At 64.5% G+C, this 25,662-nt stretch carries 26 protein-coding genes and 1 pseudogene; 21 read left to right on the top strand and 6 right to left on the bottom strand.

Annotated elements, in window-relative coordinates:
• Positions 1-15: 15 nt before the first annotated feature.
• The 5 genes from CKCBHOJB_RS01010 to CKCBHOJB_RS01030 form a co-directional block, all read right to left on the bottom strand.
• Entirely contained in the window at positions 16-387 is a 372-nt protein-coding gene (locus tag CKCBHOJB_RS01010) for a hypothetical protein (protein WP_281050223.1), read from the bottom strand.
• A 410-nt stretch (positions 388-797) separates the two neighbouring features.
• Entirely contained in the window at positions 798-1,694 is an 897-nt protein-coding gene (locus CKCBHOJB_RS01015; RefSeq protein WP_013721833.1) for a LysR family transcriptional regulator, read from the bottom strand.
• Positions 1,695-1,958: 264 nt separating this feature from the next.
• On the bottom strand, positions 1,959-2,705 hold the full coding sequence (gene phbB / locus CKCBHOJB_RS01020; RefSeq protein ID WP_151609295.1) for an acetoacetyl-CoA reductase: 747 nt from the start codon (positions 2,703-2,705) through the stop codon (positions 1,959-1,961).
• Between the two features lie 10 nt (positions 2,706-2,715).
• Positions 2,716-3,159 carry a phasin family protein gene (locus tag CKCBHOJB_RS01025; protein ID WP_013721835.1) on the bottom strand — a complete coding sequence of 148 codons (444 nt, stop codon included), beginning with the start codon at positions 3,157-3,159 and terminating at the stop codon, positions 2,716-2,718.
• 108 nt (positions 3,160-3,267) lie between these two features.
• On the bottom strand, positions 3,268-5,028 hold the full coding sequence (locus CKCBHOJB_RS01030) for an alpha/beta fold hydrolase (protein WP_151609296.1): 1,761 nt from the start codon (positions 5,026-5,028) through the stop codon (positions 3,268-3,270).
• Between the two features lie 335 nt (positions 5,029-5,363).
• Here CKCBHOJB_RS01030 and CKCBHOJB_RS01035 point away from each other — a divergent pair, with 335 nt between their 5' ends.
• From CKCBHOJB_RS01035 to CKCBHOJB_RS01090, 12 genes are all read left to right on the top strand, one after another.
• Positions 5,364-5,972, top strand: coding sequence for a TetR/AcrR family transcriptional regulator (locus tag CKCBHOJB_RS01035; RefSeq protein WP_004255154.1), 609 nt, complete (start codon positions 5,364-5,366; stop codon positions 5,970-5,972).
• A 187-nt stretch (positions 5,973-6,159) separates the two neighbouring features.
• Entirely contained in the window at positions 6,160-6,585 is a 426-nt protein-coding gene (locus tag CKCBHOJB_RS01040; protein WP_151609297.1) for a hypothetical protein, read from the top strand.
• Between the two features lie 27 nt (positions 6,586-6,612).
• On the top strand, positions 6,613-7,653 hold the full coding sequence (gene hlyD / locus CKCBHOJB_RS01045; protein ID WP_151609298.1) for a secretion protein HlyD: 1,041 nt from the start codon (positions 6,613-6,615) through the stop codon (positions 7,651-7,653).
• Between the two features lies 1 nt (position 7,654).
• A complete protein-coding gene (locus tag CKCBHOJB_RS01050) occupies positions 7,655-9,427 on the top strand; it encodes an ATP-binding cassette domain-containing protein (protein ID WP_151609299.1) in 1,773 nt (590 codons plus the stop codon).
• The gene (locus CKCBHOJB_RS01055) at positions 9,424-10,593 is read left to right on the top strand and encodes an ABC transporter permease (RefSeq protein WP_275848935.1); all 1,170 of its coding nucleotides are present in this window, start codon (positions 9,424-9,426) and stop codon (positions 10,591-10,593) included. Before CKCBHOJB_RS01050 ends, CKCBHOJB_RS01055 begins: the two co-directional genes overlap by 4 nt.
• Before the next feature lie 4 nt (positions 10,594-10,597).
• Positions 10,598-11,716, top strand: coding sequence for an ABC transporter permease (locus tag CKCBHOJB_RS01060; protein ID WP_281050224.1), 1,119 nt, complete (start codon positions 10,598-10,600; stop codon positions 11,714-11,716).
• Positions 11,713-13,251, top strand: a complete 1,539-nt coding sequence (locus CKCBHOJB_RS01065; RefSeq protein ID WP_004255142.1) for an efflux transporter outer membrane subunit — start codon at positions 11,713-11,715, stop codon at positions 13,249-13,251. Before CKCBHOJB_RS01060 ends, CKCBHOJB_RS01065 begins: the two co-directional genes overlap by 4 nt.
• A 20-nt stretch (positions 13,252-13,271) precedes the next feature.
• Positions 13,272-13,475: a DUF2892 domain-containing protein gene (locus CKCBHOJB_RS01070; RefSeq protein ID WP_010792188.1), complete on the top strand. Its 204-nt coding sequence runs from the start codon at positions 13,272-13,274 to the stop codon at positions 13,473-13,475.
• A 7-nt stretch (positions 13,476-13,482) separates the two neighbouring features.
• On the top strand, positions 13,483-14,892 hold the full coding sequence (locus CKCBHOJB_RS01075; RefSeq protein ID WP_151609301.1) for an MBL fold metallo-hydrolase: 1,410 nt from the start codon (positions 13,483-13,485) through the stop codon (positions 14,890-14,892).
• Positions 14,892-15,758: a TIGR00730 family Rossman fold protein gene (locus tag CKCBHOJB_RS01080; RefSeq protein WP_013721839.1), complete on the top strand. Its 867-nt coding sequence runs from the start codon at positions 14,892-14,894 to the stop codon at positions 15,756-15,758. Before CKCBHOJB_RS01075 ends, CKCBHOJB_RS01080 begins: the two co-directional genes overlap by 1 nt.
• Positions 15,755-16,954, top strand: a complete 1,200-nt coding sequence (locus CKCBHOJB_RS01085) for a lipid A deacylase LpxR family protein (RefSeq protein WP_013721840.1) — start codon at positions 15,755-15,757, stop codon at positions 16,952-16,954. Before CKCBHOJB_RS01080 ends, CKCBHOJB_RS01085 begins: the two co-directional genes overlap by 4 nt.
• A gap of 48 nt (positions 16,955-17,002) precedes the next feature.
• Positions 17,003-17,476, top strand: coding sequence for a cytochrome c (locus CKCBHOJB_RS01090; RefSeq protein ID WP_004255128.1), 474 nt, complete (start codon positions 17,003-17,005; stop codon positions 17,474-17,476).
• 70 nt (positions 17,477-17,546) lie between these two features.
• Here the strand turns inward: CKCBHOJB_RS01090 and CKCBHOJB_RS01095 are convergent.
• Positions 17,547-18,075: pseudogene (locus CKCBHOJB_RS01095) on the bottom strand (LysR substrate-binding domain-containing protein); the annotation flags it as partial.
• Here CKCBHOJB_RS01095 and CKCBHOJB_RS01100 point away from each other — a divergent pair.
• The 9 genes from CKCBHOJB_RS01100 to CKCBHOJB_RS01140 all read left to right on the top strand — a co-directional run bounded on the left by CKCBHOJB_RS01100 (position 18,038) and on the right by CKCBHOJB_RS01140 (position 25,583).
• Entirely contained in the window at positions 18,038-18,232 is a 195-nt protein-coding gene (locus tag CKCBHOJB_RS01100; protein ID WP_004255109.1) for a hypothetical protein, read from the top strand. The pseudogene CKCBHOJB_RS01095 and the gene CKCBHOJB_RS01100 overlap by 38 nt on opposite strands.
• 257 nt (positions 18,233-18,489) lie before the next feature.
• The gene (locus CKCBHOJB_RS01105) at positions 18,490-19,401 is read left to right on the top strand and encodes a LysR substrate-binding domain-containing protein (protein ID WP_038011046.1); all 912 of its coding nucleotides are present in this window, start codon (positions 18,490-18,492) and stop codon (positions 19,399-19,401) included.
• A 554-nt stretch (positions 19,402-19,955) separates the two neighbouring features.
• Positions 19,956-20,711 carry a hypothetical protein gene (locus CKCBHOJB_RS01110; RefSeq protein WP_010792182.1) on the top strand — a complete coding sequence of 252 codons (756 nt, stop codon included), beginning with the start codon at positions 19,956-19,958 and terminating at the stop codon, positions 20,709-20,711.
• Between the two features lie 124 nt (positions 20,712-20,835).
• A complete protein-coding gene (locus CKCBHOJB_RS01115) occupies positions 20,836-21,054 on the top strand; it encodes an AlpA family transcriptional regulator (protein ID WP_004255100.1) in 219 nt (72 codons plus the stop codon).
• Between the two features lie 40 nt (positions 21,055-21,094).
• Positions 21,095-21,961: a ParA family protein gene (locus tag CKCBHOJB_RS01120; protein ID WP_281050225.1), complete on the top strand. Its 867-nt coding sequence runs from the start codon at positions 21,095-21,097 to the stop codon at positions 21,959-21,961.
• Positions 21,945-22,181, top strand: a complete 237-nt coding sequence (locus CKCBHOJB_RS01125; RefSeq protein WP_013982111.1) for a type II toxin-antitoxin system HicA family toxin — start codon at positions 21,945-21,947, stop codon at positions 22,179-22,181. The genes CKCBHOJB_RS01120 and CKCBHOJB_RS01125 overlap by 17 nt, the downstream gene beginning before the upstream one ends.
• Positions 22,174-23,817: a ParB family protein gene (locus CKCBHOJB_RS01130; protein ID WP_161613372.1), complete on the top strand. Its 1,644-nt coding sequence runs from the start codon at positions 22,174-22,176 to the stop codon at positions 23,815-23,817. Before CKCBHOJB_RS01125 ends, CKCBHOJB_RS01130 begins: the two co-directional genes overlap by 8 nt.
• A 17-nt stretch (positions 23,818-23,834) precedes the next feature.
• On the top strand, positions 23,835-24,395 hold the full coding sequence (locus CKCBHOJB_RS01135) for a DUF2857 domain-containing protein (protein WP_010792177.1): 561 nt from the start codon (positions 23,835-23,837) through the stop codon (positions 24,393-24,395).
• Positions 24,396-24,398: 3 nt separating this feature from the next.
• The gene (locus CKCBHOJB_RS01140) at positions 24,399-25,583 is read left to right on the top strand and encodes an STY4528 family pathogenicity island replication protein (protein WP_161613371.1); all 1,185 of its coding nucleotides are present in this window, start codon (positions 24,399-24,401) and stop codon (positions 25,581-25,583) included.
• Positions 25,584-25,662: the final 79 nt, after the last annotated feature.

The following is a 25,662-nucleotide window of genomic DNA, read 5'->3' on the forward strand; positions in this document are numbered from 1 at the left end:
AGAGGAATCGTTTTCTCATATTAAAAGTGATACTTCCTGGCCGGTCAACAGGAAATTTCGTATCGCATACCGCGAGAGGCGGATGTGGATGCGGCACTGCGCGTGGATTGTCGATCCACGGGCGTTCGCCGGTTGCGCGCGCAAGGCATTGATTTTGAGAGGGAATTCGTAGGGGCGGGCGGGGCGTGTCGAGCGGGCCTCGAACTCGGACTTGAGCTCCCCAAGGCCGCACTCGATGTCGTCTGGGGGCTTGAAAGGCTCAATCGCGTTCGGTGACAACAGGCCCTGGGCGTTGGTGACCAACAACAGCCCGTCGTCCATCATCCCGGCAAGGTGCTTCGTCCTGTCGTCAGTGTGGTAGCTGACGAGCGCCTTGCTCAGCGCCACCCTGACAATGCGTGATCGGTGCGCGGCCGATGATCCGCGAGGCGAGTCAGGCGGGAAGGTCCGAATCTGACTGCACGGTGGCGACATGACGCCAGAAAGCAAAACGCCAACCCCGTAGGATTGGCGTAAGTGCTTGAATTCGCTTGGAGCGGGTGAAGGGAACAGCACCCGGTCGCTAACTCGTTTATTACGAACGCTTTTTCCGATCCAAGCGTCACGGAATAGACTCGATTGTGGACTCAAGTCTTCGGCCTGGTCAACGCAAGCCGCTGCGGGTGATCCAAATCGAGCCAAGCTCATCCATCAACAGCCAGAGCATCGGATTTCATACCGAAGTCTATCTGTCCACTGGCACATCACGCCACAGGCCGCTACGGACAGGTGAGCTGCGTCCTCAAAGGATTGACTCATCATCGACAGGCGCGGTCCCGCCCGCCTTTCGCCCGCTCGATGAACCGCTTCATGGGCTCCGAGGGTTCGCCCCGGCGGCGCAGCAGGTAGGTAGAGAGCACCGGTGGGCTGCCGGCCAAGGGACGAATGGAGATGTCCGGGCGCTGTAGCGTCTGCACCTGCGAGGCGATGGCGAAGCCGATGCCGTAGCCTGCACCGACCAGGGTCAGCATCACGCCCAGGCTGGTCACTTCATCGACCAGCTTGAGCGGCGTGCCTGCGTCCTGCAGCAGCGCTTGAATCTGATGGCGGCAGCCCGATCCCGATTCGGGATGGCACAGAACCAGCGGGAACTTCAGGGCTTCGGCCAGCGGCACCTGCACGTGTGCCAGCAAGGGGTGGCGTGCGGGCACGATCACCGACAGCGGATCGGTCCACACCGGCTCGGCGACGAGGCCATCATGTACCGCGTTTGACAACGCAAAGCCGATGTCCAGCAGATCGTCGTGCAGCGTCTTGAGCTGCTGCGCGAACGGCAGCTCGAAGACGCGAATCTCCATCTCGGGCTCCTCCTCGCGGCTGCGTGCCAGCAAGGTGGCGATGCGGGGCTGCGCCAGGCCGTCGCAGATCGCGATGCGCAGATGGCCCTGGTAGCCCTGTGCCGCCGCCTTGGCACTCTTGACTGCCTGCTCCACGGTGGCCATCACGCGTCGGCATTCGCCTAGGAACACCTGGCCGGCCCAGGTCAGCCGCGTCAGGCGGGTGCTGCGGTCGAACAACTGCACGCCAAGCTGGCTTTCCAGGTCGCGCATTGCTCGTGATACGGGAGATTGCTCGATCCCGAGACGCTCGGCCGCGCGGGCGAGATGCAGCTCTTCCGCGACTGCAACGAAATAGCGTAGCAATCTAGGCTCCAAGGCAGCCTCCCATCGGCCCTTTACACCAGGTCTTGGTACGAGCCAGCCACCAAGCGATGGGGATGTCGATCAGGATCAGGGTGACGACGCCTGCTAAACGTGCGGTCAACCGGAGGGCTTGCAGATCACTATCCGTCAGCACGCAAACACCCTCGTGTCAATGCGCATGCTTCGTGTCCGAGCACCCGAGTGTGTAAAGGATGCTCTTCGGTGAACTGCCCAAGCGAATGGTCCAGACTTTCATGCCGCAGGCCCCTCGACTACTCAATACATATGCTGGCCGCCGTTCATCGCCACGTTGCTGCCGGTCATGAAGGCGGCGGCTTCGCTGGCGATGAAGGCGACAAGTGCCGCAATCTCGTCCGGCTGGCCCAGACGGCCAACCGGAATCGCATCGATGATCTTCTGGCGCATGTCCTCCCGCACCGCCATCACCATCTCGGTGGCCAGATAACCCGGCGACACGGTGTTGACCGTCACACCCTTGCGCGCGACCTCCTGCGCCAGCGCCTTCGTGAACCCGTGCACGCCGGCTTTGGCCGCCGAATAATTGGTCTGCCCGAACTGGCCCTTGCTGCCGTTGATCGACGAGATGTTGACGATGCGACCCCAGCCGCGCTCGACCATCGGATCGATGAACGGCTTGGTGACGTTGAACATGGAGTCCAGGTTGGTGCGCAGTACGGCATCCCAACCGGCCTTGTCGAGCTTGCGCAGCGTTGCATCGCGGGTGATGCCGGCGTTGTTCACCAGGATGTCGATCCGATGACCGTCGGCGTGGATGCGCCGCGCCATTTCCTGCGTTGATTCGTAGTTCGATACATCCACCCCGTAGGCAGCAAGTTTGTAGCCCTGTGTCGCTTGCGCTTGCTGCCACTGGCCAATCGTGGTGTTGCCGGGGGTATGCGTGACGATCACGCGGTGGCCGGCATCGTGCAGGGCACGGGCGATCGCAGCGCCCAACCCCCGGTTGCCTCCCGTCACCAGCGCCGTCCGTTGCGTCGTATTCATTGCCGTCCCCTCATTTCTTGGTCTTGCCCTGGGGTACGGCGCTTGGGGCGGTCCAGGGCTGGGTCCAGCGCTGGCAAAGCTGCGTGAAAGAGGCTGCGTCGCCACTCGCGCCGAATGCCTCGGAGACAGACTCCTGCCAAGTCGTGAGCGCCTGGCGCAGTCCATTGGCAAAGGCCGTCTGGCTCTTGGCTGCTACTTGCCCGACCGCTTGGGCATCGCCCATGCGGCCTTGGCACAGACGCCAGAACACTTCGGACGGCAAGGTCGCGAGCGCTTGCCAGTCGGCCGCCTGTTGGAGGCCCTGGATGCGCGAGGTGGTCTCCAGCACGCTGCCAGCGCTGAGCTGTTGCATGACTTCGAGCCAGTGATGGCTGCTCTCCTGCAGCAAGCGCGTGATCTGCAGTTGCAGCTCGGCATTGGCTTTGTAGAGATGGATTGGCAGTTCGTTGCTCATTGCAGTGCCCTTCGGTCATGGTGGGCCCCCTTCGGGGCGGGTGTAGGCCATCCCAAGCGATGTCCCTGTTGAAATGGTCTTGTCTTGTCTCGGCTTCGGCGCGTCGTATCAGCGCATTGCCACATAGGTTCCCGGTGCATCACCAAGCGGGACCTGCGTGCCGCCCATGGCAGGCGGCGATACCCGCTCGGTCGAATGTCGTGCCAGCCACTGCTGCCAGGCTGGCCACCATGAGCCCTCGTTCAGCGGGGTTTCGGTACGCCACGTTTGCGGATCGACGTAGCGAGCGCCGACGCTGCGGGTCGCAATCTGGTAGCTGCGCCGGGGGTGCCCCGGCTCGCTGACCACGCCGGCGTTGTGCCCGCCGCTGGTCAGTACGAAGGTCAGCTCCGCATCACTGAGCAGATGCATCTTGTACACGGATGGCCAGGGGGCAACGTGGTCGCGCACCGTGCCGACGATGAGCATCGGCACTTCGATGTCGGCGATCGCCACCGGCCGTCCGCCGACCTGGTAGCGTCCCTCGGCCAGATCGTTGTTCAGATACAAACGCCGCAGGTACTCGCTGTGCATGCGATACGGCATGCGCGTCACGTCGGCATTCCATGCCATCAGGTCATTGAACTCCTGCCGTTCGCCCAGCAGGTACTCGCGCACGCGCCGCGACCAGATCAGGTCGCGCGAGTTGAGCATCTGGAAAGAGGCGGCCATCTGCTTGCCGTCGAGATAGCCCTTGTCCCACATCCCGGCTTCCAGCCAGGCAAGTTGACTGTCGTCGATGAAAAGCGCGATTTCGCCCGACTCGCGGAAGTCGGTCTCCGACGCCAGCAGCGTCAAACTGCGCAGCCGTTCGTCGCCATCGCGCGCCATCGCGGCTGCGGCGATCGTCAGCAAGGTGCCGCCCAGGCAATAGCCAACCGCCTGCACCTTGCGCTCGGGCACGATGGCCGTGACCGCGTCCAGTGCATCCATGACCCCCAGCCATCGGTAATCCTCGAGGCCGAGGTCGCGATCGGCCGCGGTCGGGTTCTTCCAGGAAAGGATGAACACCGTATGCCCCTGGTCGACCAGGTACTTCACCATCGAGTTGTGCGGTGACAGGTCGAGGATGTAGTACTTCATGATCCAGGAGGGCACGATCAGCACCGGCTCGGCATACACATCGGGGGTCGTGGGTGTGTACTGGATCAGCTCGATCAGGTGGTTGCGAAACACCACCTTTCCTGGTGTGACCGCCACGTCCTGGCCGACTTTGAAGCCTTCGACCCCGGCCGGTTCATCGTCAAGCGCAAGACGCTGTGTATCGTCGAGGAAGTTCATCGCGCCGCGCCACAGGTTGGCGCCGCCGCTGGTTCTGATGGCTTCCAGCACTTCCGGGTTGGTCCAGATGAAATTCGATGGCGACCACATGTCCAGCCACTGCCGCCCAGCGAAAGTGACCATGTTCTCGTGATGGCGCGACACGCCGCGCACGCCGGTGGTGGCGTTGTGCCACCACTGCTGCTGCAGCAAAAAGCCCTGGTGGATCACGTTGAACGGCCATTGCTGCCAGGCCGGCGCCTCGAAGCGCCGATCCTGCTCCAACGGCTCGATGCACGTGGGGCAGCCGTGGGCACTTGCAGCGTGCGCGACGTAGCGCGCCAAGCGTCGCTGCTTGTGCAATCCCTTTTCGATCAGGCTGCGCTGCTTGCCCGGTGAAAGGCTCAGGTGCAGCGCCCAGTCGTACCAAGCCAGCAAACCCGCCGCCGGTGACAACCCGCCAGTGCCGCGTGCCCGGCACGCGTTCGCAAGCGTATCCAGGACATCGGGGCGACAGACGACTTCGGACGGTGCCGGCGCGGGCTTGTCAGGTATGGCAAGGGTGTTCATCTCTGGTCTTCCGATGTTGTAAGTAACTTATTACTATCATAATGCCTACGGGAAAAGATGCAAAGCCTTGAAGAACGCCCGGGGGATTTCCGCCTTCGCTCGAACGAAACCGCTTCTCTTGCTCTGACTGGGGTGGCCGACCTGCCGACCGATTACTCATGATGTGCCAGAGGAGTGTGTTCGCTTCCTGGGTCTCGTCAGCTCACTTGGCCACGATCCATGGATGGGGCAGGAACCATCCTTTCCCATGCGATGAACCGTATTCCCGATCTTGCGACGCGGATGTTTTGCATGTTAGGATAGTAATAAGTCACTTACTTTATGGAGTCTGATCGGTGAGCGAACGTCCTCAACATCTGTCCGCTGAAGAGCGGCGTGCTGCCACAGTGCAAGCGGTGGTGGACTTGGCCGCGGAGCAAAACCCGGCCGAAATCACGACCACGGCCATCGCCGATCGAATGGGTTTGACGCAGGGCGCGCTGTTTCGCCACTTCCCCACCAAGGACGCGATCCTGGAGGCAACGATGACCTGGGTCGGTGAGCGTCTGCTGGTGCGCGTGGACAAGGCGGCCGAGGGCGCCGCGTCTCCTGCCGCGGCACTCGAAGCCATGTTCATGACGCACATCGACTTCGTGGCCAAGCATCCCGGCGTGCCGCGCATGCTGTTCGGAGAACTGCAACGCTCTGGCGAGACGCTCGCCAAGCGGATGGTGCAGACCTTGCTCCGTCAATACGAACAGCGCCTGCGCCGCCTGATGGAGGCAGGCAAGGCCCAAGGCGACCTGGATGCGGATCTGGACGTAGATGCCGCCGCCGTGTTGTTCATCGGCACGATCCAGGGACTGGTCATGCAGTCGCTGTTGGCCGGCAAGGTCAGTCGCATCCGTCGTGATGCGCCAGCCGTGTTTGCCATCTATCTCCGTGGCATCACGCACACCCGATGAAACGCCTTCCATCCTGCCGCCACGCAGTTGCCCGGTCGGCCGAGAGGCACACCACGGTCATGCGATCGCGTTGCGCCTCCAGCGCGAATCCGCGTCATTCAACACTCAGCCCGACCGCCCGGCGGAACGCACACGCACACCGCGACGACGGCGAAGGCTTGGGAGTTTCCGCGATCAAGTAAAGGCCATGAAGATGACCACTCATCCACAACGCAGCATCTGGCACTGGCTGATCTCCCCGCTCGCGATCGGCTTCGGCCTGCTCACTCTTCGGGAGGGCGGCGCCGTTCTGTTTGTCGACGGCGCGGCGCGCCAAGCCGCCGGCCACTATGTGCCTTTCGTGCTCTGGTTCAATTTTCTGGCCGGGCTCGCCTACATCGTCGCCGGCGTCGGCTTGTGGATGCGCCGGCGCTGGGCCGCGTGGTTGGCGATTGTCATCACGGTGGCGACCGCACTCGTGTTCCTGGCTTTCGGAGTGCATGTGGCTTTGGGTGGCGCCTGGGAGCGGCGCACGGTGGTCGCCATGACGCTGCGCACGTTGGTGTGGGCAGGCATAGCGGCCATAGCCTGGCGCCGGTCAGCGGCGAATGCGCCGGTCGCACGCGAGCACTGAGCACCTTTATCCAGCGGAAACCCATCGATGACAACTCCAAACCTCCTCTCCAGAAAAACCCGTTGGGTCGTAATCGCCGTCGTCGTGCTCGCTCTTGGCGGCGCACTGGCGTTCTGGCTGTCGCGCGACCATGGACAACAAGATGCATTGCGCCTCTACGGCAACGTCGACATCCGCGAGGTGCAACTGGCCTTCCGTCAGCCCGGGCGCGTGATGCAAATGGCTTTCGATGAGGGCGATGCCGTCAGCGCCGGCGCGCGCCTGGCGGCGCTCGATGCGCAACCCTATCGGGAGGCCCTTGCGGCAGCGCAGGCCCAGGTGCAGGTGGCGCAGGCGGAACTGGCCAAGCTGCGCCGCGGCCTGCGACCACAGGAAATCACCCAGGCGCGCGAGGCTCTCAGACAGGCACAGGCGCTCGCCACCGAGACCGAGCGCAATTTCCAGCGCCAGAGTGGCCTGTTGGCATCGGGCGCCAGCAGCCAGCGCACGGTCGATGCAGCCCGCACGGCACGCGACCAGGCAGCCGCTGGCGTCGAAGCGGCCAAGGCGGCCCTGTCGCAAGCATCCGAAGGTTTTCGCAAGGAAGACATCGCCGCAGCAGAAGCTCGCCTTGCGGCCGCACAGGCTGCCGCAGCGCAAGCCACGACAGCCTTGGCGGACACCGAGTTGATGGCGCCCAGTAGCGGCACCGTCATCGCACGAGTGCGGGAGCCCGGCAGCATGGTCGCAAGCCAGAGCGCGGTCTACAGCCTGAGCCTGGACAAGCCGGTTTACGTGCGCGCCTACGTGGGCGAGTCGGACTTGGGGCGCATCGCGCCCGGTACTGTGGTGCGCGTCAAAAGCGATTCATCAGAGAAGGTCTATCGCGGCCAGATCGGCTTCATCTCGCCGCGCGCCGAGTTCACCCCCAAGACGGTGGAGACGACGGATTTGCGCACGGATCTGGTCTACCGCCTGCGCATCGTCATCGACGAAGCCGACAGCGACAGTGCCTTGCGCCAGGGCATGCCGGTGACGATCGAGGTCGATGCGAAAGCCGGCACCAGCATCCCGGCGGGGGAGCGTTGAAATGCAGGCAAGCCCTGCCATCGCCGCCGTGCCTGCGGGTGCGGGCGAAGACGCTGCCGTCGTCATCGAAGACGTGGACAAGCATTTCGGAGACGTAAAGGCGCTGCGGGGCTTGAGCGCGCGCATCCACTATGGGCGGCTGACGGGTCTGGTCGGCCCCGACGGCGCTGGCAAGACGACGCTGATGCGGATTCTGACCGGCCTCCTGGTGCCTAACGCCGGCCACGTCACCTTGGCAGGCTATGACGTGGTCAAGGACAACGACGCCATTCATGTCGCCAGTGGCTACATGCCGCAACGCTTTGGCCTGTACGAAGACCTGTCGGTGATGGAGAACATGCGCCTGTATGCGCAGTTGCGCGGCATGGATGCGGACCGCAACGCCGATCTGTTTGCCGAGCTGCTGGACTTCACGCGGCTCGGACCCTTCACCAAACGCCTGGCCGGCAAGCTCTCCGGCGGCATGAAGCAGAAGCTGGGCCTTGCCTGTGCGCTCATGGCGCGGCCGAAGGTGCTGCTGCTGGACGAGCCGGGCGTGGGTGTCGACCCGGTCAGCCGCCAGGACTTGTGGCGCATGGTGCAGGCGCTGACCGATGAAGGCATGGCCGTGGTCTGGTCCACCGCCTATCTCGACGAAGCCGAGCGCTGCGAGAGCGTGCTGCTGCTGAACCAAGGGCAGCTCCTGTTCGATGGCCCGCCGCAGGAGCTGACCGCGCAGCTCGAAGGCCGCAGTTTCCGTCTGGAAGACGTCGGTGCCGAGCGCCGAGCGGTCCTGACCCAGGCACTCGACCTGCCCAGCGTGAGCGATGGCGTGATCCAGGGCGCCGGCGTGCGCGTGGTGTTGCGCGAGGGCGCTCAAGCGGAGCAGCTCCAGGCCCTGTCCGATCAGGCGCGAGTGGAGCTGGCGCAGGTGCCCGCGCGCTTCGAAGACGCCTTCATCGATCTGCTCGGTGGCGGCCCCGGCGGCACTTCGACGCTGGCCGAGCGTCTGCCGCCGGTTGAGCTGGGTTCCGACATTGCCGTGTCGTGCCGAAACCTCACCAAGCGCTTCGGCGAGTTCACCGCCACCGACAACGTCAGCTTCGAGGTGCAAAAGGGCGAAATCTTCGGCCTGCTCGGCCCTAACGGCGCCGGCAAGTCCACCACCTTCAAGATGTTGTGCGGCCTGTTGAAACCAACTGCTGGCGAAGCGCATGTGGTGGGCCATGATCTGCGCCGCGCCACCGGCGCAGCCAAGAGCCGGCTCGGCTACATGGCGCAGAAGTTTTCGCTCTACGGCCTGCTCTCGGTGCAGCAGAACCTGGAATTCTCGGCCGGCGTCTACGGACTGGAAGGCAACACCCGGCGCGAGCGCATTGCCGAGATGATCGAAACCTTCGATCTGGGCGACTGGCTGTCCGCCACGCCCGATTCCCTGCCGCTGGGCCACAAGCAGCGCCTGGCATTGGCTTGTTCGCTGATGCACCGGCCGCCCGTGCTGTTCCTGGATGAACCCACTTCGGGCGTGGACCCGATCACCCGGCGGGAATTCTGGACCCACATCAACGGACTGGCCCGCAAGGGCGTGACCATCATGGTCACCACCCACTTCATGGACGAGGCCGAATACTGCGACCGCGTGGCCATGCTCTCGCGTGCGCAACTGATCGCGCTGGATACGCCCGACGCGCTCAAACGTTCGGCGGTCAGCCCCGAACAACCCGACCCGACGATGGAGGACGCCTTCATTCACCTGGTGGAGTCGTCAGACCGCGAGCTGGAGGCCGCCACATGAACGGCGCCACAATGCACAAAGACGGAAGTGGCCCCCTGCAGACCGACTTGCGCCGTTTTGATTTACGGCGCTTGATCGCCCTGGTGACCAAGGAAAGCTACCAGGCGCTGCGCGACCCCTCGACGCTGCTGATCGCGTTCGTGCTGCCAGTGGTGTTGCTGCTGCTGTTCGCCTATGCGGTGTCGCTGGATGCGAAGGATGTCCGTGTCGGCGTGGTCCTGGAGTCGCCCGGCGCATCGGCACACTCGCTGGCCGCAGCGTTTTCGGGCACCCGCTTCCTGAATACGCACTTCGCCCATGACCGGCGCGAAGTGGCCGACCAACTGGTCTCAGGCGACCTGCGCGGCTACGTGGTGATTCCGCAGGATTTCGAGCAGCGTCTGGCCCAGCGTGGCAGCGAGCCGCTGGTGCAGATCGTCACCGATGGCTCCTACCCCAATACCGCCAACTACGTCGAGAACTACGCCCGTGGCGTGGTCCAGTCCTGGCGTGCCGGACTGGACGTCGGAGCACCAGCGCAGGCCGTCATGCTGGAACCGCGCTACTGGTTCAACCCCGAGCTGGAAAGCCGCCGCGCACTGATTCCCGGTGCCATCGCCATCGTCATGACCATCATCGGCACCATGCTGACTGCACTGGTGGTGGCGCGTGAATGGGAGCGCGGCACCATGGAGGCGGTGCTGTCCACGCCGGCCTCGGTGGCCGAAATCCTGATCGGCAAGCTGCTGCCGTACTTCGTGCTCGGCATGCTGTCCACGCTGGGTGCGGCGGCGCTGGCGGTGTTCGTGTTCGGGGTCCCGATGCGGGGCTCGCTGGCGGCGCTGCTGCTGCTGTCGGCGGTGTTCATGGTGCCGGCGCTGGGTCAAGGTCTGCTGATTTCCTCCTTGGCACGCAACCAGTTCCTGGCAGCGCAGATCGCGCTGTTCACGGGTTTTCTGCCGGCTTTCATGCTGTCGGGCTTTCTGTATGAGATCGACGCGATGCCCGCGCCGATCCGGGCCATCACCCGGCTGGTTCCGGCGCGTTACTTCGTCGATTCGCTGAAGACGGTGTTCCTGGCCGGCGACATCTGGGCCGTGTTCCTGCCCAACCTGGCGGCCATGGCGGCGATCGGGGTGCTGTTCTTCGTGATCGCCAAGCGCGCCACGCGCAAGAACCTGGAGTGAAGCGATGTTGACGTCCGCATTCTCGTTGACCCGCCTGCGCGCCCAGTTCATCAAGGAGGTGCTCAGCGTCCTGCGCGACCCGCGCAGCCGCATGGTGGTGTTCGTGCCGCCGATCCTGCAGTTGCTGGTGTTCGCCTTTGCCGCGACGCTGGAAGTGCGCAACGTCGATATCGCCGTCTACGACCAGGATACGGGGCGCTGGTCGCACGAGCTGGTACAGCGCCTGGACAGCGCCCGCTTCATCACCCACATCCGGCATGTCGACAGCCAGCAGCAACTGCACGAGCTGATCGACCGTGGCGAGGTGATCGCCGCGCTCGCCATCCCGGTGGATTTCTCGCGCTCCATCGCTGCCGGCGAAAGTGGCCGCGCGCAGGTACTGGTCGATGGCCGGCGCAGCAACTCCGGGCAGATCACCGTGGCCTATCTGTCCACCATCGCCGCCGATGTCGGCGCCGAGGTCGTGCCCGACGCCCAGGCACCAACGCCCGTGGTCGTGCGCCACTGGTTCAACCCGAATCTGGTCTACCGCTGGTTCATCGTGCCCGGGCTGACGGGCATCCTGGCGCTGTTCAGCTCGCTCTTGATCACCTCGTTGTCGATCGCGCGCGAGCGCGAGCTGGGCACCTTCGACCAGTTGCTGGTGTCGCCCACCTCGACGCCCGAGATCATCATCTCCAAGTCGCTGCCGGCACTCGCAATTGGCACCGGGCTGGGCCTGTTCATGATTAGCGCGGGCGTCTTCCTGTTCGGCATCCCGTTTACGGGCTCGTTTGCACTCCTGCTTGCCAGCCTGGTGCTGTTCATCGCCTCGGTGGTCGGCATCGGTCTGATGATTTCCGCGGTCAGCATGACGCAGCAGCAGGCCATCCTGGGGGCGTTCGCCGTCGGCGTGCCGGCGGTGCTGATGTCAGGCTTTGCGACGCCTGTGGAAAACATGCCCGTCGTTCTGCAATGGCTGGCTCAGGCCATTCCGCTGACCCATTTCCTCATCATCGTCGAAGGCAGCTTTCTCAAGGCCATGCCGCCCGGTGACATTCTCGCCAGCCTGTGGCCGCTGGCGATCATCGCCCTCGCCACGCTGACGATGGCCACCGTATTCGTCCGAGGACGCCTGCAATGAAATCCAAGACCCGCACTCCCTTTCTTCGCGCAACCGTCACCGGCCTGACCCCTGGGCGCGTGCGTCCGGTCGCGCTGGCCCTGTCGTGCGTGCTGCTGACTGCCTGCGCAACCGTGGGCCCCGACTACCGCGAGCCGCCGCCGGTCGACGTCGGCAGCGGCTGGACCTTGCCGTTGGCAAGTGAATCCCAGTCCGCAGACTTGAGCCAATGGTGGTCTGCACTGGACGATCCAGTCCTCGATCGCCTGATGGCCACAGCGCTGGCACAGAACCTGGATCTGCGCCAGGCTGCGGCACGCATCGATGAGGCACGCGCCCTGCGCGAACGTGTGGCCGGCGAGGCACTGCCCACCGCCGCCGCAGGCGCGAGCGTCAACCGGCGCCGTCAAAGCGAGAACGGCCCCTTGCCCGTAGGCTCCATCCCCGGTCTTGACGCCACGCAGACCATCTACGACGCGGGCTTCGACGCGGCCTGGGAGGCCGACTTGTTCGGGGCCAAGCGGCGCGCCCTGGAAGGCGCCAGCGCCCGCCTGCAGGCGACCGAAGCCGAGGCACAGGGCGTACGCATGCGTATCGTGGCCGAGGTCGCGCGCACCTGGTTCACCGCCGTCGGCGCCCGCTACGAGTTGCACGCACAACGCGCCACGCTGGATACGCTGCAGCAGACCTTTGAATTGGTGCGCCTGCGGCACGCGCTGGGCGACGCGTCGGCCGCCGACGTGGAGGCGGCGTACGCCCAATGGACAGCAGTCAACGCGCTCATCCCGGATATCCAGGCGCGCCAGCGCACCGCGGTGCTCAGCCTGGGCGTGCTGCTGGGCGCACCGCCGGAGCGGGAGCTGGCACTGCTTGATGGCCCCTTGACGCCGAGCACGCTGCGGGCACTGCCGGTGGGCGAGCGCGCAGATATGCTGCGCCGACGTCCTGACGTGCTGGCTGCGGAACGTCGCCTCGCAGCGAGTTCTGCCGACATCGGCGTGGCCACGGCCGAGTTGTTCCCCAAACTCTCCATCGGTGTCGGCGGCGGGTTTCAGGCGCTCAGTACGGGCGATTGGTTCGATGCATCCAGCTCGCGTTTTTCCATCCTGCCGCTGATTTCCTGGCGCCTGTTCGACGGTGGCCGTGTGCGAGCCGAAATTCGGGCACGCGAGGCGGCCGAGCGGCAGGCCGCGCTGGCCTATGAGCAGGCCGTGCTGACGGCGCTGGGCGACGCCGAGCGCGCGCTGGGCGACTACCACGGCGGGCTGGACACACTGGAACGCCGCGGCATGGCACTGGATGCCGCGCGCACAACCTACGGCCACACCAGGACGCGCTACGCGGCGGGCGACATCGCGCTGGTCGAACTGCTGGCTGCCCAGCGCAGCCTGCATGAGGCCGAAACCGCAGCCGCGCGGGCACATACCAACGCCGCCGTGCAATTGGTGGCGCTGTACAAGGCCCTTGGTGGCGGCTGGGACGTATCGACGACGGCATCGACCGCAACCCATCCGCTGCGGGGCGCTGCCGCCCCCGTCGCGTTTTCAAGCCGCTGACTCAACACAAGGGGGCCGTCATGCAAATCAACGTTGGAAATCTCGACCGCATTGTGCGCATCGTCATCGGACTGATTTTGCTCAGTCTCCCATTGTGGCTGGACTCATCCTGGCGTTGGCTGGGACTCATTGGAATCATGCCACTCCTCACCGGCCTGGCAGGCCGCTGTCCTGGCTATCGCCTGCTCGGCCTCAGCACTTGCCCGATGCGAAAACCCGAGTGAACGCCCTATGAAACTCAGTTTTTTGGGCGCAGCCCGAGAAGTCACCGGATCGTGCTTTCTGGTCGAAGCGGCTAATGTCCGCTTCCTGGTCGATTGCGGCATGGTTCAAGGTGGGCGTATAGCAGCAGCACGCAACCACGAGCCGTTCGCGTTCGACCCGGCGTCCATTGACTTCGTCCTGCTGACCCACGCCCACATCGACCACAGCGGGCTATTGCCCAAACTCACGCGCGCCGGGTTCAAGGGGTCCATCTACGCCACGCCAGCGACGGTTGATCTGCTCGGGGTGATGCTGCCCGATAGCGCTCACATCCAGGAAAGCGATGCCAAGCGGGTTGCCAAGCGGCTCAAAGAAAAGACCGTGCCGCCACCCCTGTATACCCTACAGGATGCACACGAATGCCTGCAGCAAGTACGAGGTATCGAATACGACCGGGAGTTCGCACCCCGCGTCGGGGTGCGCGCCCGCTTTCGTGATGCCGGACACATCCTTGGTTCGGCCATCGTGGAAGTTTGGATTACCGAGTACGGTTACCCCACGAAGATCGTGTTCAGCGGCGATCTGGGTCAGCCGGGACGCCCCATCCTGCGCGACCCGACACCCATTGAGGAAGCCGACATCCTCGTCATCGAGTCCACCTACGGTGACCGCCGGCACAAGGATTTTTCGGCGACCGAAGCGGACATGATCGGCATCGTCGAGAAAACCCTGTTCGAGCGCGGCGGCAATGTCATCGTTCCGGCCTTTGCGGTCGGCCGAACCCAGGAGGTGCTCTACCACCTACATCGTCTCACCTGCGAAGGGCGTCTGCAGCGTCCAATGGTGTTTGTCGATTCGCCGATGGCCACCGAGGCCACACGCATCACGCGTGAACATCTCGAATTGTTCGACGAACAGGCGAAGCGGTTGGCCGGATGGCACGCGCGCGGCGAGAACCTCCCGTACCTGGATTTCACAGCGAGCGCTGAGGAGTCCATGGCGCTGAACCGGATTCGCTCCGGGGCCATCATTATTTCTGCCAGCGGCATGTGCGATGCGGGACGTATCCGGCACCACCTGCGCCACAACTTGCCACGCCGCGAATGCAGCATCTTGTTTCCCGGTTTCCAGGCGCAGGGGACGCTTGGCCGGCGCCTGATCGAGGGGGCCGAACGTGTACGCATCTTCGGTGAGGACATCCCGGTACATGCGGCGATCCACAGCGTGGACGGCCTCTCGGCGCATGCCGACCAGAAGGCGCTGCTGGATTGGGCCCGTGCTTTCATTCAAGCACCGGCGCAAACCTTCGTGGTGCATGGGGAATCGTCGGCCGCGCAAACCTTCGCTGACCTCTTGCAGCAGCAACTCGGCTGGCAGGTCACGGTGCCCGAGTATGGCCATGCGCTGCGCTGGCCGGACTTTCTGGCGCACGAGTGATGAAGCCCGCAGAAGATCTCGATGAACGCCTGCGCGCCATCCGCGAGTCGCCAACGTACCGGCTTGCGTACGAAGACATCGAGCTGCTTGGCCAGGACGAACTGCGGCCGCTGCGACTACAGCTCGAACTGCTCAAGCCCGAGCGCATCCTGCACGAGCAAGGCATTCGCTCGACGGTAGTGGTCTTCGGCAGCGCACGCGTGAGCGATGCCGAGACGGCAGAAGCCCGTCTTGGCGTTCTGGAACGTCAGGCGCTCGTCACTCCGGAGGATGTCGGGCTGCGGCAAGAGCTTGCGCGGGCCAATCGCCGGGTCGAACAGGCACGTCACTACGAGCAAGCGAGGCGTTTCTCGGGCCTTATTTCGGCGCGTTTCCAGCAGCAAAACCGCCGTGATTTCGTCGTCGTCACCGGGGGTGGGCCCGGCATCATGGAGGCCGCCAACCGCGGTGCTTTCGAGGTCGGCGCACGTTCGATTGGCCTCAACATCACGCTGCCCCACGAACAGGCACCCAACCCCTACATGTGCCCGGATTTGGCGTTCCGATTCCACTATTTCGCGCTGCGCAAGATGCACTTCTTGTTACACGCCAAGGGCTTGGTGGCCTTCCCCGGTGGCTATGGAACGCTCGATGAGCTGTTCGAGGTGCTCACCTTGATCCAGACCAGAAAGATGCAGCGTGTTCCGGTGGTGCTGGTCGGCCGTGCATTCTGGCGTCGCGTAGTTGATTTCGATCTTCTGCTCGACGAAGGCTATGTCTCTTCATCCGATCTCGACTTGTTCACCTGCGTAGACGATGCGGAGGAAATCGTCAGTGCCCTCGAACGCTTTTACGTCAACAGGGCGGCAGGCGATGGGGCAACATGATTGGCATCGGCGGGTATCGCTGGAGCCTGCGCGGCACCAAGGTGCGGCAGCCGATGCAGTGCGTTATCTTGTTGATTGCGGGTGCATTGTTCAGCCCGATTTCTGCTTTTGGTTCCGAAGTCTCACTCTCTGCAAATCCTCCCTCCTGCTCGCCAGAGCAATCCCTGCGCTGGCGGGGCGGCACCCTGCGTCTGGAGAACGATTTGTTCACCGGCTCCGATCGCAACTACACCAACGGTGTCGCGCTAACAGCAGTCTCACGTGATCTGCAAGGCGGGCTCCGTCCGGAGTGCCTGCCTCAGCCGATTGGTTTGTACGCCCGCTTCATCGGCTGGGCTGATCCCGGGTTCTGGCGCGATTCCGGCGCCCAGACATCGTCGCAAAACCTCGTCGTGCGCTTTGGCCAGTCCATGTACACGCCCGAGAACAAGACGCGCACCGACGTGATTCCAGATGACCGACCGTACGCTGGTTTGCTCTACCTGGGTTTGGCGTGGAATCGCCGCATCCACCCACAAGCCGCCAGCTACGAAATGCTTGACGTGCGTGAGCTGACCCTGGGCGTGATCGGCCCCTGGTCGCTGGCCGAGCAATCTCAGGATCTGGTGCATCGGGCACGCGGCATTGAGCGATTTCGCGGCTGGGACAACCAGTTGCGCAACGAGCCGGCGTTTCAGATGGCCATGGAGCGCAAGTTCAAGCCGTACACGGAGGGTGCGGTCCGCCCTGGATGGGGCAGCGACGTGATCGGCAGCTATGCCCTGCGGGTCGGAAACATCGAAACCGCCGCCAGTACCGGCGTGGAGTTTCGCGCGGGCTGGAACATACCGAACGACTTCGGCAGCTATCCGATCCGCCCTGGCGCAGAGAACCGCCCGCCCTCTGGTGTTGCCGATCTGCGCACGACAACGCCGCAGTCGGTCCTGGCGCCCAAACCTGGGGCACATGTCTTCCTGAATCTGGAGGGTAAAGCCGTCGCCTGGGACTTCTCACTCGACGGAAACATGTTCCGGCATAGCCATCACGTCAGCCGGCGGCCTTGGATCGCGCAAGCAGCTCTCGGCATCAGTAGCCAATGGATCGTTGCTGGACGTGGCGTACGGCTCGCCGTGATGCGCGTTTGGAGAACCCGCGAGTTCGACCAGCAGGCGGGCCATCACGCATTCGGATCGATCGCGCTGAGTCTGGAATTTTGAGGACACCTGCAACCAATCGTTAGACCCAAAGCATTCGTCACAACATCAATGGAGAAATTCGTGAACCAGCCCTTGAAACCCAGATCGTTTTTCACCGTCCCGCTGTCCGTGCTCTTGGCAACCTTCGCCACGGCACTCGGTGCGCAGTCCGTAGAGGCGGCAAAGCCAATGGCGCTTCGTACCATAATGGAAAGACTCGGTCGCGACATGCAAGCCGTCACGGGCGCGATCTCCAAAGAAGACTGGCCGCTGGTCGCCGAGCTAGCACCACGAATCGCCAAGCATGCCGAGCCGCCCATGTCGGAAAAGATGCGCATCCTTGCCTGGCTTGGGGCAGACGCTGGAAAGTTTCGGGGTCTTGATGGACAGGTCCATGACGCCGCGACCGCCATGGGCGAGGCTGCACAGCGGAATGACGGCCAAGCAGTCATCGCGGCTTTCTCCAAGACCCAGCAAAGCTGCCTAGCCTGCCACCAGAGTTACCGTCGCTCGTTCGTGGAAAAGTTCTATGGAAGCCGCTAGCAAGGGATGGCTACACCTGTTGACGGAAGACTAGCTTCTGTCCAATCAATATACCTCGACGCGTTTCAGGTTCCCAGGAAGCCACCCGTGCAGCGATCACGGGTTCCTGCTTTACCCGCGGCAGCACTCGTTGGATCTGACGTTCATGACTCCCGTATGCATGTGGGTCACCAGCACCAGCGGATAACGCAGCACCTCGTCCAGTGAGATACGTTTGTGCTTGAGCAGCGGATGCCATGCCGGCGCCGCGACCATGAGGGGGGCGCTCCAAAGCGCCTTAGCCACGATGTCGTCACCCACTTCACCAGACTGGGCCCTAGGTCATACAGATCGCCATGCAGCCCCTTGATTTGCTGCGACAGTGACACCTCGAACAGGCGCAACTCGACGTCGGGCTCCTCCTGCCAGCTTAACGCCAGCAAGGTCGGCAAGCGCGACGGGGTGATGCCATCGGACAGCGTAATGCGTTGCTGACCGTGAAAGCCGTTGGCCGCTCCCCTCACGCTGTCGCGGGCTTGCTGCAAGACAGTGAAGAGGCGCGGCACATGTTACAGGAATTGCTTGTCCGCCCGCGTCAGCCGCTTGCTGCGACTGCTCCGGCCGCAGTGCTTCAGCAGCGCGTTTACAGGTGGCGATCTCGAATTCGCCGAACATGCCCATCGACAGTTCATCCGGCGCGATGCCCGCTGGCGCGAACTTCAGACGCTGCGCCGCCGCCCGTGTCGACAGACCAAATCGCTCGCCCTCGGGGAGTGACGTAAGACGCCGCGACTGTCTTCCTCGGGTCGCTGCGGCCACAGAAGACTAGCCGAGGCGCGCTGGCGCGAGTGCTCTAGCTAGCCATCCGCCATGACCGCCGCCCGCGTTCAAGCAGCGTTGCAATAACTCCGGACACCATTGCCCGCGTGCTGTGAGCCGGCGACGGCAGCCGCTGCAAGACATGCCGGCCTCTTCTCCGCACGCATGCGGCTCCCTACGATCATAAGGACTGGTCACGTCACGAGGGACTGCGCATGAACTTACGTCATCTTCGCTGTTTCATTGCTGTAGCCGAGGAACTGCACTTCGGTCGAGCCGCTAGGCGGCTGCATATAGAACAATCTCCCCTATCACGCACGATCCGCAAGTTGGAGACAACTCTAGGCGTGACGTTGCTCAGTCGCACGCCGCGGGGCGCAACCCTGACTTGGGCAGGGCGAGTCTTCCTCGACGACGCCCGCCGCATCATGTTGAGCGTTGAGCAGGCAGTGGCCAGCGCGAAGGCTGCTGCCTCCGGTTCTCAGGGCATTTTGCGAATCGCGCTGTCGAGAGACATAGGACGGGTGAGGCTATCAGCACTGCTTGCACTGTGCCGCGAAGAGTCGCCGCAGGTAAACATCCGGCTCTCCGAAGTACCGCTGACCGAACTCGTGCAGGGGCTGAACGCAAATCTGTTCGACGCCGGCTTTGCAATGGTCAATGAAGTGGAGGACGGGATCATTGCTGAGCCGCTGTGGGCCGACCCCTTGGTAGTGATCCTGCCCGCACGGCACCCGCTTGTAGCCTTCAAGGAAGTGCCGTTGCAGGAAGTGGTGAGCTATCCGCTGGTACTTTGTGATCCACGGGCATGCCAAGGTTGCGGTCGGCAGAGCGAACGACTGTTCCGCTCTGTCGATGTCCAACCGATCGTGGCTGAGTATGCCGCTTCTCACGGGCTGATGCTGACGTTGGTGGCCGCAGGGTACGGGCTAAGTTTTTCCACTGCCGCGCACTTGGCAACTTGCCAGCCGGCGGATGTTGTTGTCCGCCCGTTGGCCGGTCAGAGCGCATCGATAACCACCTATCTGTTACGAACCGAGGGTGGCATGACGGAGCCGTTGAAGCGGTTCATCGAACGCGCCGAACGTGTATGTCATCAGGACGCAAGCACATCACGCGCGATTTGACGCAGATCTATCGAAAGGTGCGCGGCTAGTTTTCTCGGATTGCGCGATTCATCTTTGGTCTTGCGGCTGACCCGATCTGCATGGCTCATGCGCTGTACTGATTCCAGTTTCGACGCAATTGCTGCGCCCTTCCGTACTCCGGCACTCGCCTGCGGGCTCGCCGCCGCGGTCATTTCACTGACGCGGAACGCATGAGCTTTTGCTGGTTGCAAACCGGCTCATCCTGTTGACGCATTGGCACTTTACGCCGTTGGAATTCCTACGGAAAACTTTGGCCAGGTTTCGGGTAAAGCGCGGCACCCATGCTTGACCCCAGGGGAGCGCGACCACCAAGCCGCGTGCCGGTCCAAAGGCAAAGCGCCCGCATCATGGTTGAGGAGTTTCAAGCGTAGCAAGATGTAGTTCGCCCTTAGCCGGCCGTCAGCGCCGATGCAACGCTTCCTTCCACGATCCCGGCCGGTCCTGCGCTTCATCCGGATTTCTGGGCAATCGCCTCGCCCACTTGGGCGGTGCGCGTCTGCCAGAGTTCGATCCGACGATGGGACGCACGCGACATGGAGAAATCGAGTTGCCTTGCCTTTGGCGCCAGGATCTACTACCGCCCGATCGAGGCGGCCGTCCGTTGGGCGGGACTGTTGCGCTTTGAGCCGCGGATTCTGGAAACGCTCGGGCCACGTGCCATGCCTGAGCCGAACGACTTTCCGCGCTGGCCCTTGCTGCGCCTTTTCTCCGAGCGCATCTTCGACGCATTGGCACACGATGAGCTTTCTTACGGCAAGGCAGGCATGGCGCAGGAACCTCAGCGCCCCGCACTCGACGATCCTGCGTTGATCGTGCGCCACGTCGACCTGAAGGCGTGGATGTCGCATTACTACCCCGGTGAGCGGCCTCCATTCCTGTTCGACGGCATCGAGCGCGAACTGCATCCTTCGGTGAGCGTCGCCATGCTGAACGTGTTGCTGGCCGATCGCGAGGCCGCCAAGCTGCAGCTTGCCGAACTCGCACAACTACATGCGGCGCTGAAGGCACAGCACGAAGCGTTGGCGAAGGAGCATGCCAGTAGCATTCGTGAGGGCGATGCGAGTGAACCGGGCCTGCGCAGCGAATCGACTTACCTGAACATCATTGGCGGCCTGCTGACATTGCTGTTGGGCAAGTCCCCCGCGGGCTCTGCCTACTCGTCCTTCCGCAACATGGATGCGGTGATCAGTGCGCTACTGGCCCACCATGAAGGGCGGCCCGGCATCAGCGAGCGAACGCTGTGGAGCAAGCTGGCACAGGCGCGTCGCCACCTGGAGGCATCGCGCTGAGCCTGTAACAGCAGACTGCAATTGCAGTTGCGTGTTCTGCAGTTGCAGTGAATCTCGCAGCAGCAGCATATGGAATGCGAGGCACTTTCTGAACAACGCCATCGAGCGTCAAGGAGTGCCTCTCATGTCTTCGCAGACCATCGCGCCGGCCTTGCCGCCCGAGCACCGCATCCTGCGCCGCGCCGAGGTCGAAGCCAAGACCGGCTTCAAGCGCGCGCACATCTACAGCCTCATGAAGGAAGGCAAGTTCCCCAAGGCGCTGCGCCTGGGCGTGCGCGCGGTGGGCTGGGACTCGGTGGAGATCGAACAGTGGATCGCCGATCGCCTCAAAGAACGCGCCTGACGCTTCTTCTCGGTTCATGCCATTCGACGAGGAGAAGCCCATGCAGGTGGTGTCCATCATTTCGACCAAGGGCGGCGTGGGCAAGACCACGACGGCGGCCAACCTGGGCGGCTTCATCGCCGATGCCGGGCTGCGCGTGCTGCTGCTGGACCTGGACGTGCAGCCCACGCTGTCGAGCTACTTCACGCTGGACGTTCGCGCGCCCGGCGGCATCTACCAGATGCTGGCCTTCAACGAGCGGCGCATCGAGCAACTGGTGTCGCGTACCGTGATCGCGGGCCTGGACCTGGTGCTCTCCAACGACGACAGCGGCGAACTGAACACGCTGCTGCTGCACGCTCCGGATGGGCGCCTGCGACTGCGCCATTTGCTTCCCGTCTTCCGCACGCACTATGACTTGCTGCTGGTCGACACCCAGGGCGCGCGCAGCGTGCTGCTGGAGATGGCGGTGCTGGCGTCCGACCTGGCGCTGTCGCCGGTGACGCCGGAGATCCTCGCGGCGCGCGAGCTGCGGCGCGGCACGCTGCAGCTGATCGAGGACATCGCGCCGTATCGGCACCTGGGCATCGAGCCGCCACCGCTGCGCCTGCTCATCAACCGTGTGCATCCGGTGTCGTCGAACGCGCGGCTGGTCCAGCAGGCGCTGCGACAGGTGTTCCAGGAACAGGCCGGCGTGCAGGTGCTGGGCACCGACGTGCCGGCCATCGAAGCCTATCCGCGCGCTGCGACACGAGGATTGCCGGTGCACCGGGTGGAGTACCGGCAGCCGGCGGGGCGCTCGGCGCCCGCGGCGCTGGAGACCATGCGCACGCTGGCCGGCGAGCTGTTCCCCGTGTGGCGGGAGCGCTTCGCGCTGGTCACCGGCCGGGCCGATGCGGGAGGAGCCGGCCATGGCGAGCGCGCATGAACTGGCGCGCGGCCGTGAACGGTTGCGCGCGCTGATCGAGTTTGCGCTGGGCGAAGGCTGGCGCGTGGTGCGCACGTCCGGTGGGCACCTGAAATTCACGAAACCAGGCTGCGCGTCGATCTACACCAGCTCGACTGCAAGCGACCACCGTGCCGACCGCAATGCCCGCGCACAGCTTCGCCGCGCCGACCGGCAAGCGCAGGAGAACGGCCGTGGCTGAGCTGACGCCGCAGGACATGGCTGCCAAGCTGCTGGCCACCGGCTTCGAGCGCAGCGGCCCTTCGGCCGCGACCTTGAGCGACCCCATCGCCGACACGCCGATGGTGGTGACGCTGGACCAGTTGCGGCCCTACGACCACGACCCGCGCGTGACGCGCAACCCGGCCTATGCGGAGATCAAGGCGTCCATCCGCGAACGTGGGCTGGACGCGCCCCCCGCGATCACGCGCAGGCCGGGCGAGGCGCACTACATCATTCGCAACGGCGGCAACACGCGGCTGGCGATCCTGCGCGAGTTGTGGAGCGAGACCAAGGAGGAACGCTTCTTCCGCATTGCGTGCCTGTTCCGCCCGTGGCCGGCGCGCGGCGAAATCGTGGCGCTGACCGGGCATCTGGCCGAAAACGAGCTGCGCGGCGGCCTGACCTTCATCGAGCGGGCCTTGGGCATCGAGAAGGCGCGCGAGTTCTACGAGCAGGAAAGCGGCCAGGCGCTGTCGCAGAGCGAACTCGCGCGGCGGTTGACTGCCGACGGCTATCCGGTGCCGCAGTCACACATCAGCCGCATGAACGATGCGGTGCGCTATCTGCTGCCGGCGATCCCGACGCTGTTGTACGGCGGATTGGGCCGGCATCAGGTGGACCGGCTCGCAGTGCTGCGCAAGGCGTGCGAGCGCACCTGGGAGCGGCGTGCGCTGGGCCGGCCGCTGACCGTGGACTTCGCTTCGCTGTTTCAGGATGTGCTGTCGCAGTTCGACACGCAGCCGGAGGGCTTCTCGCCCCAGCGCGTGCAGGACGAACTGGTGGGTCAGATGGCCGAGCTGCTGGAAGCGGACTACGACACGCTGGCATTGGAGGTCGATGACAGCGAAAGCCGTCAGCGAGCATTGACCAGCGAGCCGGCCGCGCCGAACCCGGCAACGCCTGTCGCACCTGCGGCGCCAGCCATCACGCCGCAACTGCCGCCCGCGGCGCCAACGCCACGGGACACCTCGCCCGTCGCGCCACCGGCAGAGACACCCTCGGCACCACCTGCCGCTGCACCAAACGCCCGGGACGGGCAGCGCGACGAGCGCCTGCAGGGGCACATCGTGACGCCGGCCCCGACCACCGAGCGCCTGCAGTCCATCCAGCGGATGGTCGCGGATCAGCTCGGCGACAAGCTACCCGACTTCGAGGCAGATGCGCTGCGTGCGATCCCGGTGCAGGTTGGCGGGCTCTTTCCCATCTCGGATGTCTGGTACATCGAGCCGGGCCTGGACGTGCCGGATCGCCTGCGCGTGCATATCGCGCAGTTCGCTCGCGAGGTCGCGGGGGAAGCGGCGGTGGCCGACCACATCGAAGCCAGCGATGGCGGCATCGGCTTCGTCTGCGTGACGCCGGCCGTGGGCCAGGCGAAGGCGCTGCCGGCGTTCGCGCGTGCGATGCTGACCCTGCTGCACGCGCTGAGCACCGCGCCGGCACCCGCGACCGGGCTGGACAGCGCGCGGCTGGCCGATGACCTTGGGCCGCTGCTGCATGGTCACGGCGGCTTGGTCACGCGCCTGAGCGATGCCGGGCTGGTAAAGCTGTTCCGTCTGCTGCGCCTGGCGCGCCGGCTGCTGGATCTGGAAGCCGGTGACCCGGGCCACGAGTCCTGAGCGCGCAGGAGGCTCCCATGTCGGCACCGCACCCGCTCAACCAGGCCGTCATCGCCCAGGCGCTGCATGACCTGCGCAACGGGCAGTTGCGCCGCTGCAAGGCGATGGGCTTCGGCGAGGAGGAGCTGGATGCGCTGAAGCACCCCGAACTCGTGAGCATGCTGGTGAATGCCACGGTGTCGTGGTGCTCGGTGTCGGTGAACCGGGAAGTGTTGAAGCGGCTGCTGAGCCAGGTGCACGACGTGGAGCGGGAGATCGCCACGGTGGACCGCATGCTGCGCCTGGGGGCGAGCACGGAGATGGTCAGCAAGTTCTACGGCCTCACGCATCAAGAAGTGGCGCTGCGCCGCGACATCCTCGGACTGCCCAAGCGCAAGGGCCGGCATCCGGTGCTCGACGAGGCGCAGGACGTGGCCCTGTGGGAACGCTGGAAGGCCGGCATCACGGAGCGGCACATCGCACTGAACGACGACATGGCGATGCTGGCGCTGACCATGGACCTGGCCGAGGCCATGACCCTGCCCATGTCGGTGATCTGGTCGGCGATACGGAACTGGGTCGACCAGGGGCTGGTGTAGGTCATGACGACGGGCGACGCTCCACGGCGTGATGGCCCGGTTGCGCTGTCGGCGTTGTTCGACGAGGCGCTGCGGTACCTTGAGCCGAAGGAACCGGCGCAGGGCACGGCGCCGAGCCAGGACGGTTTTCTCTACAGCGGCAACCGGCACGAGAGCGTGCCGCGCGCGCTGTTCCTCGACCGACGCCTGACGCCGCTGGAGCGCAATGCCTGGCAGGTGTTCCGCCTGCAGCTCAACGACGACGGCGTGACCGCCTTTCCCACCTACGACCAACTCCGCCCCTATCTGGCGTCCATGCCCTGTGCGGCGCAAGCCTCGCACGAGACCGTGGCGCGCGCCTTGACGCTGCTGCGGCTGACGCGCTGGCTCAGCCTGGTGCGGCGGCGGCGCGATCCCAAGACCGGCCGCATCCAGGGGAACCTCTACGTGCTGCACGACGAACCGCTGTCGCCCTTCGAGGCGATGCAGCTCGACCCCGACTATCTGGGCCTGGTGAGCCAAGCGCTCACGCACGCGGCGAAGGCGGTGCAGGTCGTGGGCATGAACACGCTGCGGGAGATCGCCGAAGACCCGCTGCTCAGCGGGCGCACGCTGCCGACCCGCCTGCAGGTGCTCGCGCAGCGCATGGCACGGCATGGCTGGACGACGCCAGGTTATCCACAGGAGGGTGTGGACCACGAATCCGAAGAAGGCCAGGAAGCCCTGCTTCGGAATGGCGCGCGCCCGTCTTCGGAATCCGAAGCAGGGCCGAAACCCGCGCCGGACGGCTCTCTTCGGATTCCGAAGGAGGACCGTACAGTACGTAATGATCGTATAAATGAAGTACGTACAGTACCGCGCGCGAGGGCCTTGCAGAACCTGCGGCTGCCCGAGCGTTTCCTGCGCTTGAAGGACGAGCAGCAGGCCGGCGCGCTGGTGGCGCTGCAGCAGGTGGACGAGGCGCAGAGGCAGGCCGTTCTCGACGAGTGGGCGGCACGCTGCCACAACAGCGCGGTACGCAACCCGGCCGGCTACCTGTTTGGCATCATCCAGAAGGCGATCCGCGGGGAGTTCAAGGCCTGGGCCGGAGAAAGTGCATCGGCGGCGCCAGCGTCCCCGCCGTCGTCACCACCGGCATCCCGTGCGGCTGACCCCGAGGTGGCACGTGCCTACCTGGCACAGCTCCGAGAAGCCTTGCGTGATCGCTGATGTTGACTATCCCCAGGGGATAGCTGGAACAGACACCTTTCCGCCGCGCTCAATTGTCGCCCGCCGAACGACAGGCGAA

Source organism: Thauera sp. GDN1 (assembly GCF_029223545.1).
GTDB lineage: Bacteria > Pseudomonadota > Gammaproteobacteria > Burkholderiales > Rhodocyclaceae > Thauera.

Coding starts and splice junctions, on each gene's coding strand:
- phbB (WP_151609295.1), bottom strand. CDS start 2,705: ATGAATACGACGCAACGGACGGCGCTGGTGACGGGAGGCAACCGGGGG.
- CKCBHOJB_RS01025 (WP_013721835.1), bottom strand. CDS start 3,159: ATGAGCAACGAACTGCCAATCCATCTCTACAAAGCCAATGCCGAGCTG.
- CKCBHOJB_RS01030 (WP_151609296.1), bottom strand. CDS start 5,028: ATGAACACCCTTGCCATACCTGACAAGCCCGCGCCGGCACCGTCCGAA.
- CKCBHOJB_RS01040 (WP_151609297.1), top strand. CDS start 6,160: ATGAAGATGACCACTCATCCACAACGCAGCATCTGGCACTGGCTGATC.
- hlyD (WP_151609298.1), top strand. CDS start 6,613: ATGACAACTCCAAACCTCCTCTCCAGAAAAACCCGTTGGGTCGTAATC.
- CKCBHOJB_RS01050 (WP_151609299.1), top strand. CDS start 7,655: ATGCAGGCAAGCCCTGCCATCGCCGCCGTGCCTGCGGGTGCGGGCGAA.
- CKCBHOJB_RS01055 (WP_275848935.1), top strand. CDS start 9,424: ATGAACGGCGCCACAATGCACAAAGACGGAAGTGGCCCCCTGCAGACC.
- CKCBHOJB_RS01060 (WP_281050224.1), top strand. CDS start 10,598: ATGTTGACGTCCGCATTCTCGTTGACCCGCCTGCGCGCCCAGTTCATC.
- CKCBHOJB_RS01065 (WP_004255142.1), top strand. CDS start 11,713: ATGAAATCCAAGACCCGCACTCCCTTTCTTCGCGCAACCGTCACCGGC.
- CKCBHOJB_RS01070 (WP_010792188.1), top strand. CDS start 13,272: ATGCAAATCAACGTTGGAAATCTCGACCGCATTGTGCGCATCGTCATC.
- CKCBHOJB_RS01075 (WP_151609301.1), top strand. CDS start 13,483: ATGAAACTCAGTTTTTTGGGCGCAGCCCGAGAAGTCACCGGATCGTGC.
- CKCBHOJB_RS01080 (WP_013721839.1), top strand. CDS start 14,892: ATGAAGCCCGCAGAAGATCTCGATGAACGCCTGCGCGCCATCCGCGAG.
- CKCBHOJB_RS01085 (WP_013721840.1), top strand. CDS start 15,755: ATGATTGGCATCGGCGGGTATCGCTGGAGCCTGCGCGGCACCAAGGTG.
- CKCBHOJB_RS01090 (WP_004255128.1), top strand. CDS start 17,003: ATGGAGAAATTCGTGAACCAGCCCTTGAAACCCAGATCGTTTTTCACC.
- CKCBHOJB_RS01105 (WP_038011046.1), top strand. CDS start 18,490: ATGAACTTACGTCATCTTCGCTGTTTCATTGCTGTAGCCGAGGAACTG.
- CKCBHOJB_RS01110 (WP_010792182.1), top strand. CDS start 19,956: ATGGAGAAATCGAGTTGCCTTGCCTTTGGCGCCAGGATCTACTACCGC.
- CKCBHOJB_RS01115 (WP_004255100.1), top strand. CDS start 20,836: ATGTCTTCGCAGACCATCGCGCCGGCCTTGCCGCCCGAGCACCGCATC.
- CKCBHOJB_RS01120 (WP_281050225.1), top strand. CDS start 21,095: ATGCAGGTGGTGTCCATCATTTCGACCAAGGGCGGCGTGGGCAAGACC.
- CKCBHOJB_RS01125 (WP_013982111.1), top strand. CDS start 21,945: ATGGCGAGCGCGCATGAACTGGCGCGCGGCCGTGAACGGTTGCGCGCG.
- CKCBHOJB_RS01135 (WP_010792177.1), top strand. CDS start 23,835: ATGTCGGCACCGCACCCGCTCAACCAGGCCGTCATCGCCCAGGCGCTG.
- CKCBHOJB_RS01140 (WP_161613371.1), top strand. CDS start 24,399: ATGACGACGGGCGACGCTCCACGGCGTGATGGCCCGGTTGCGCTGTCG.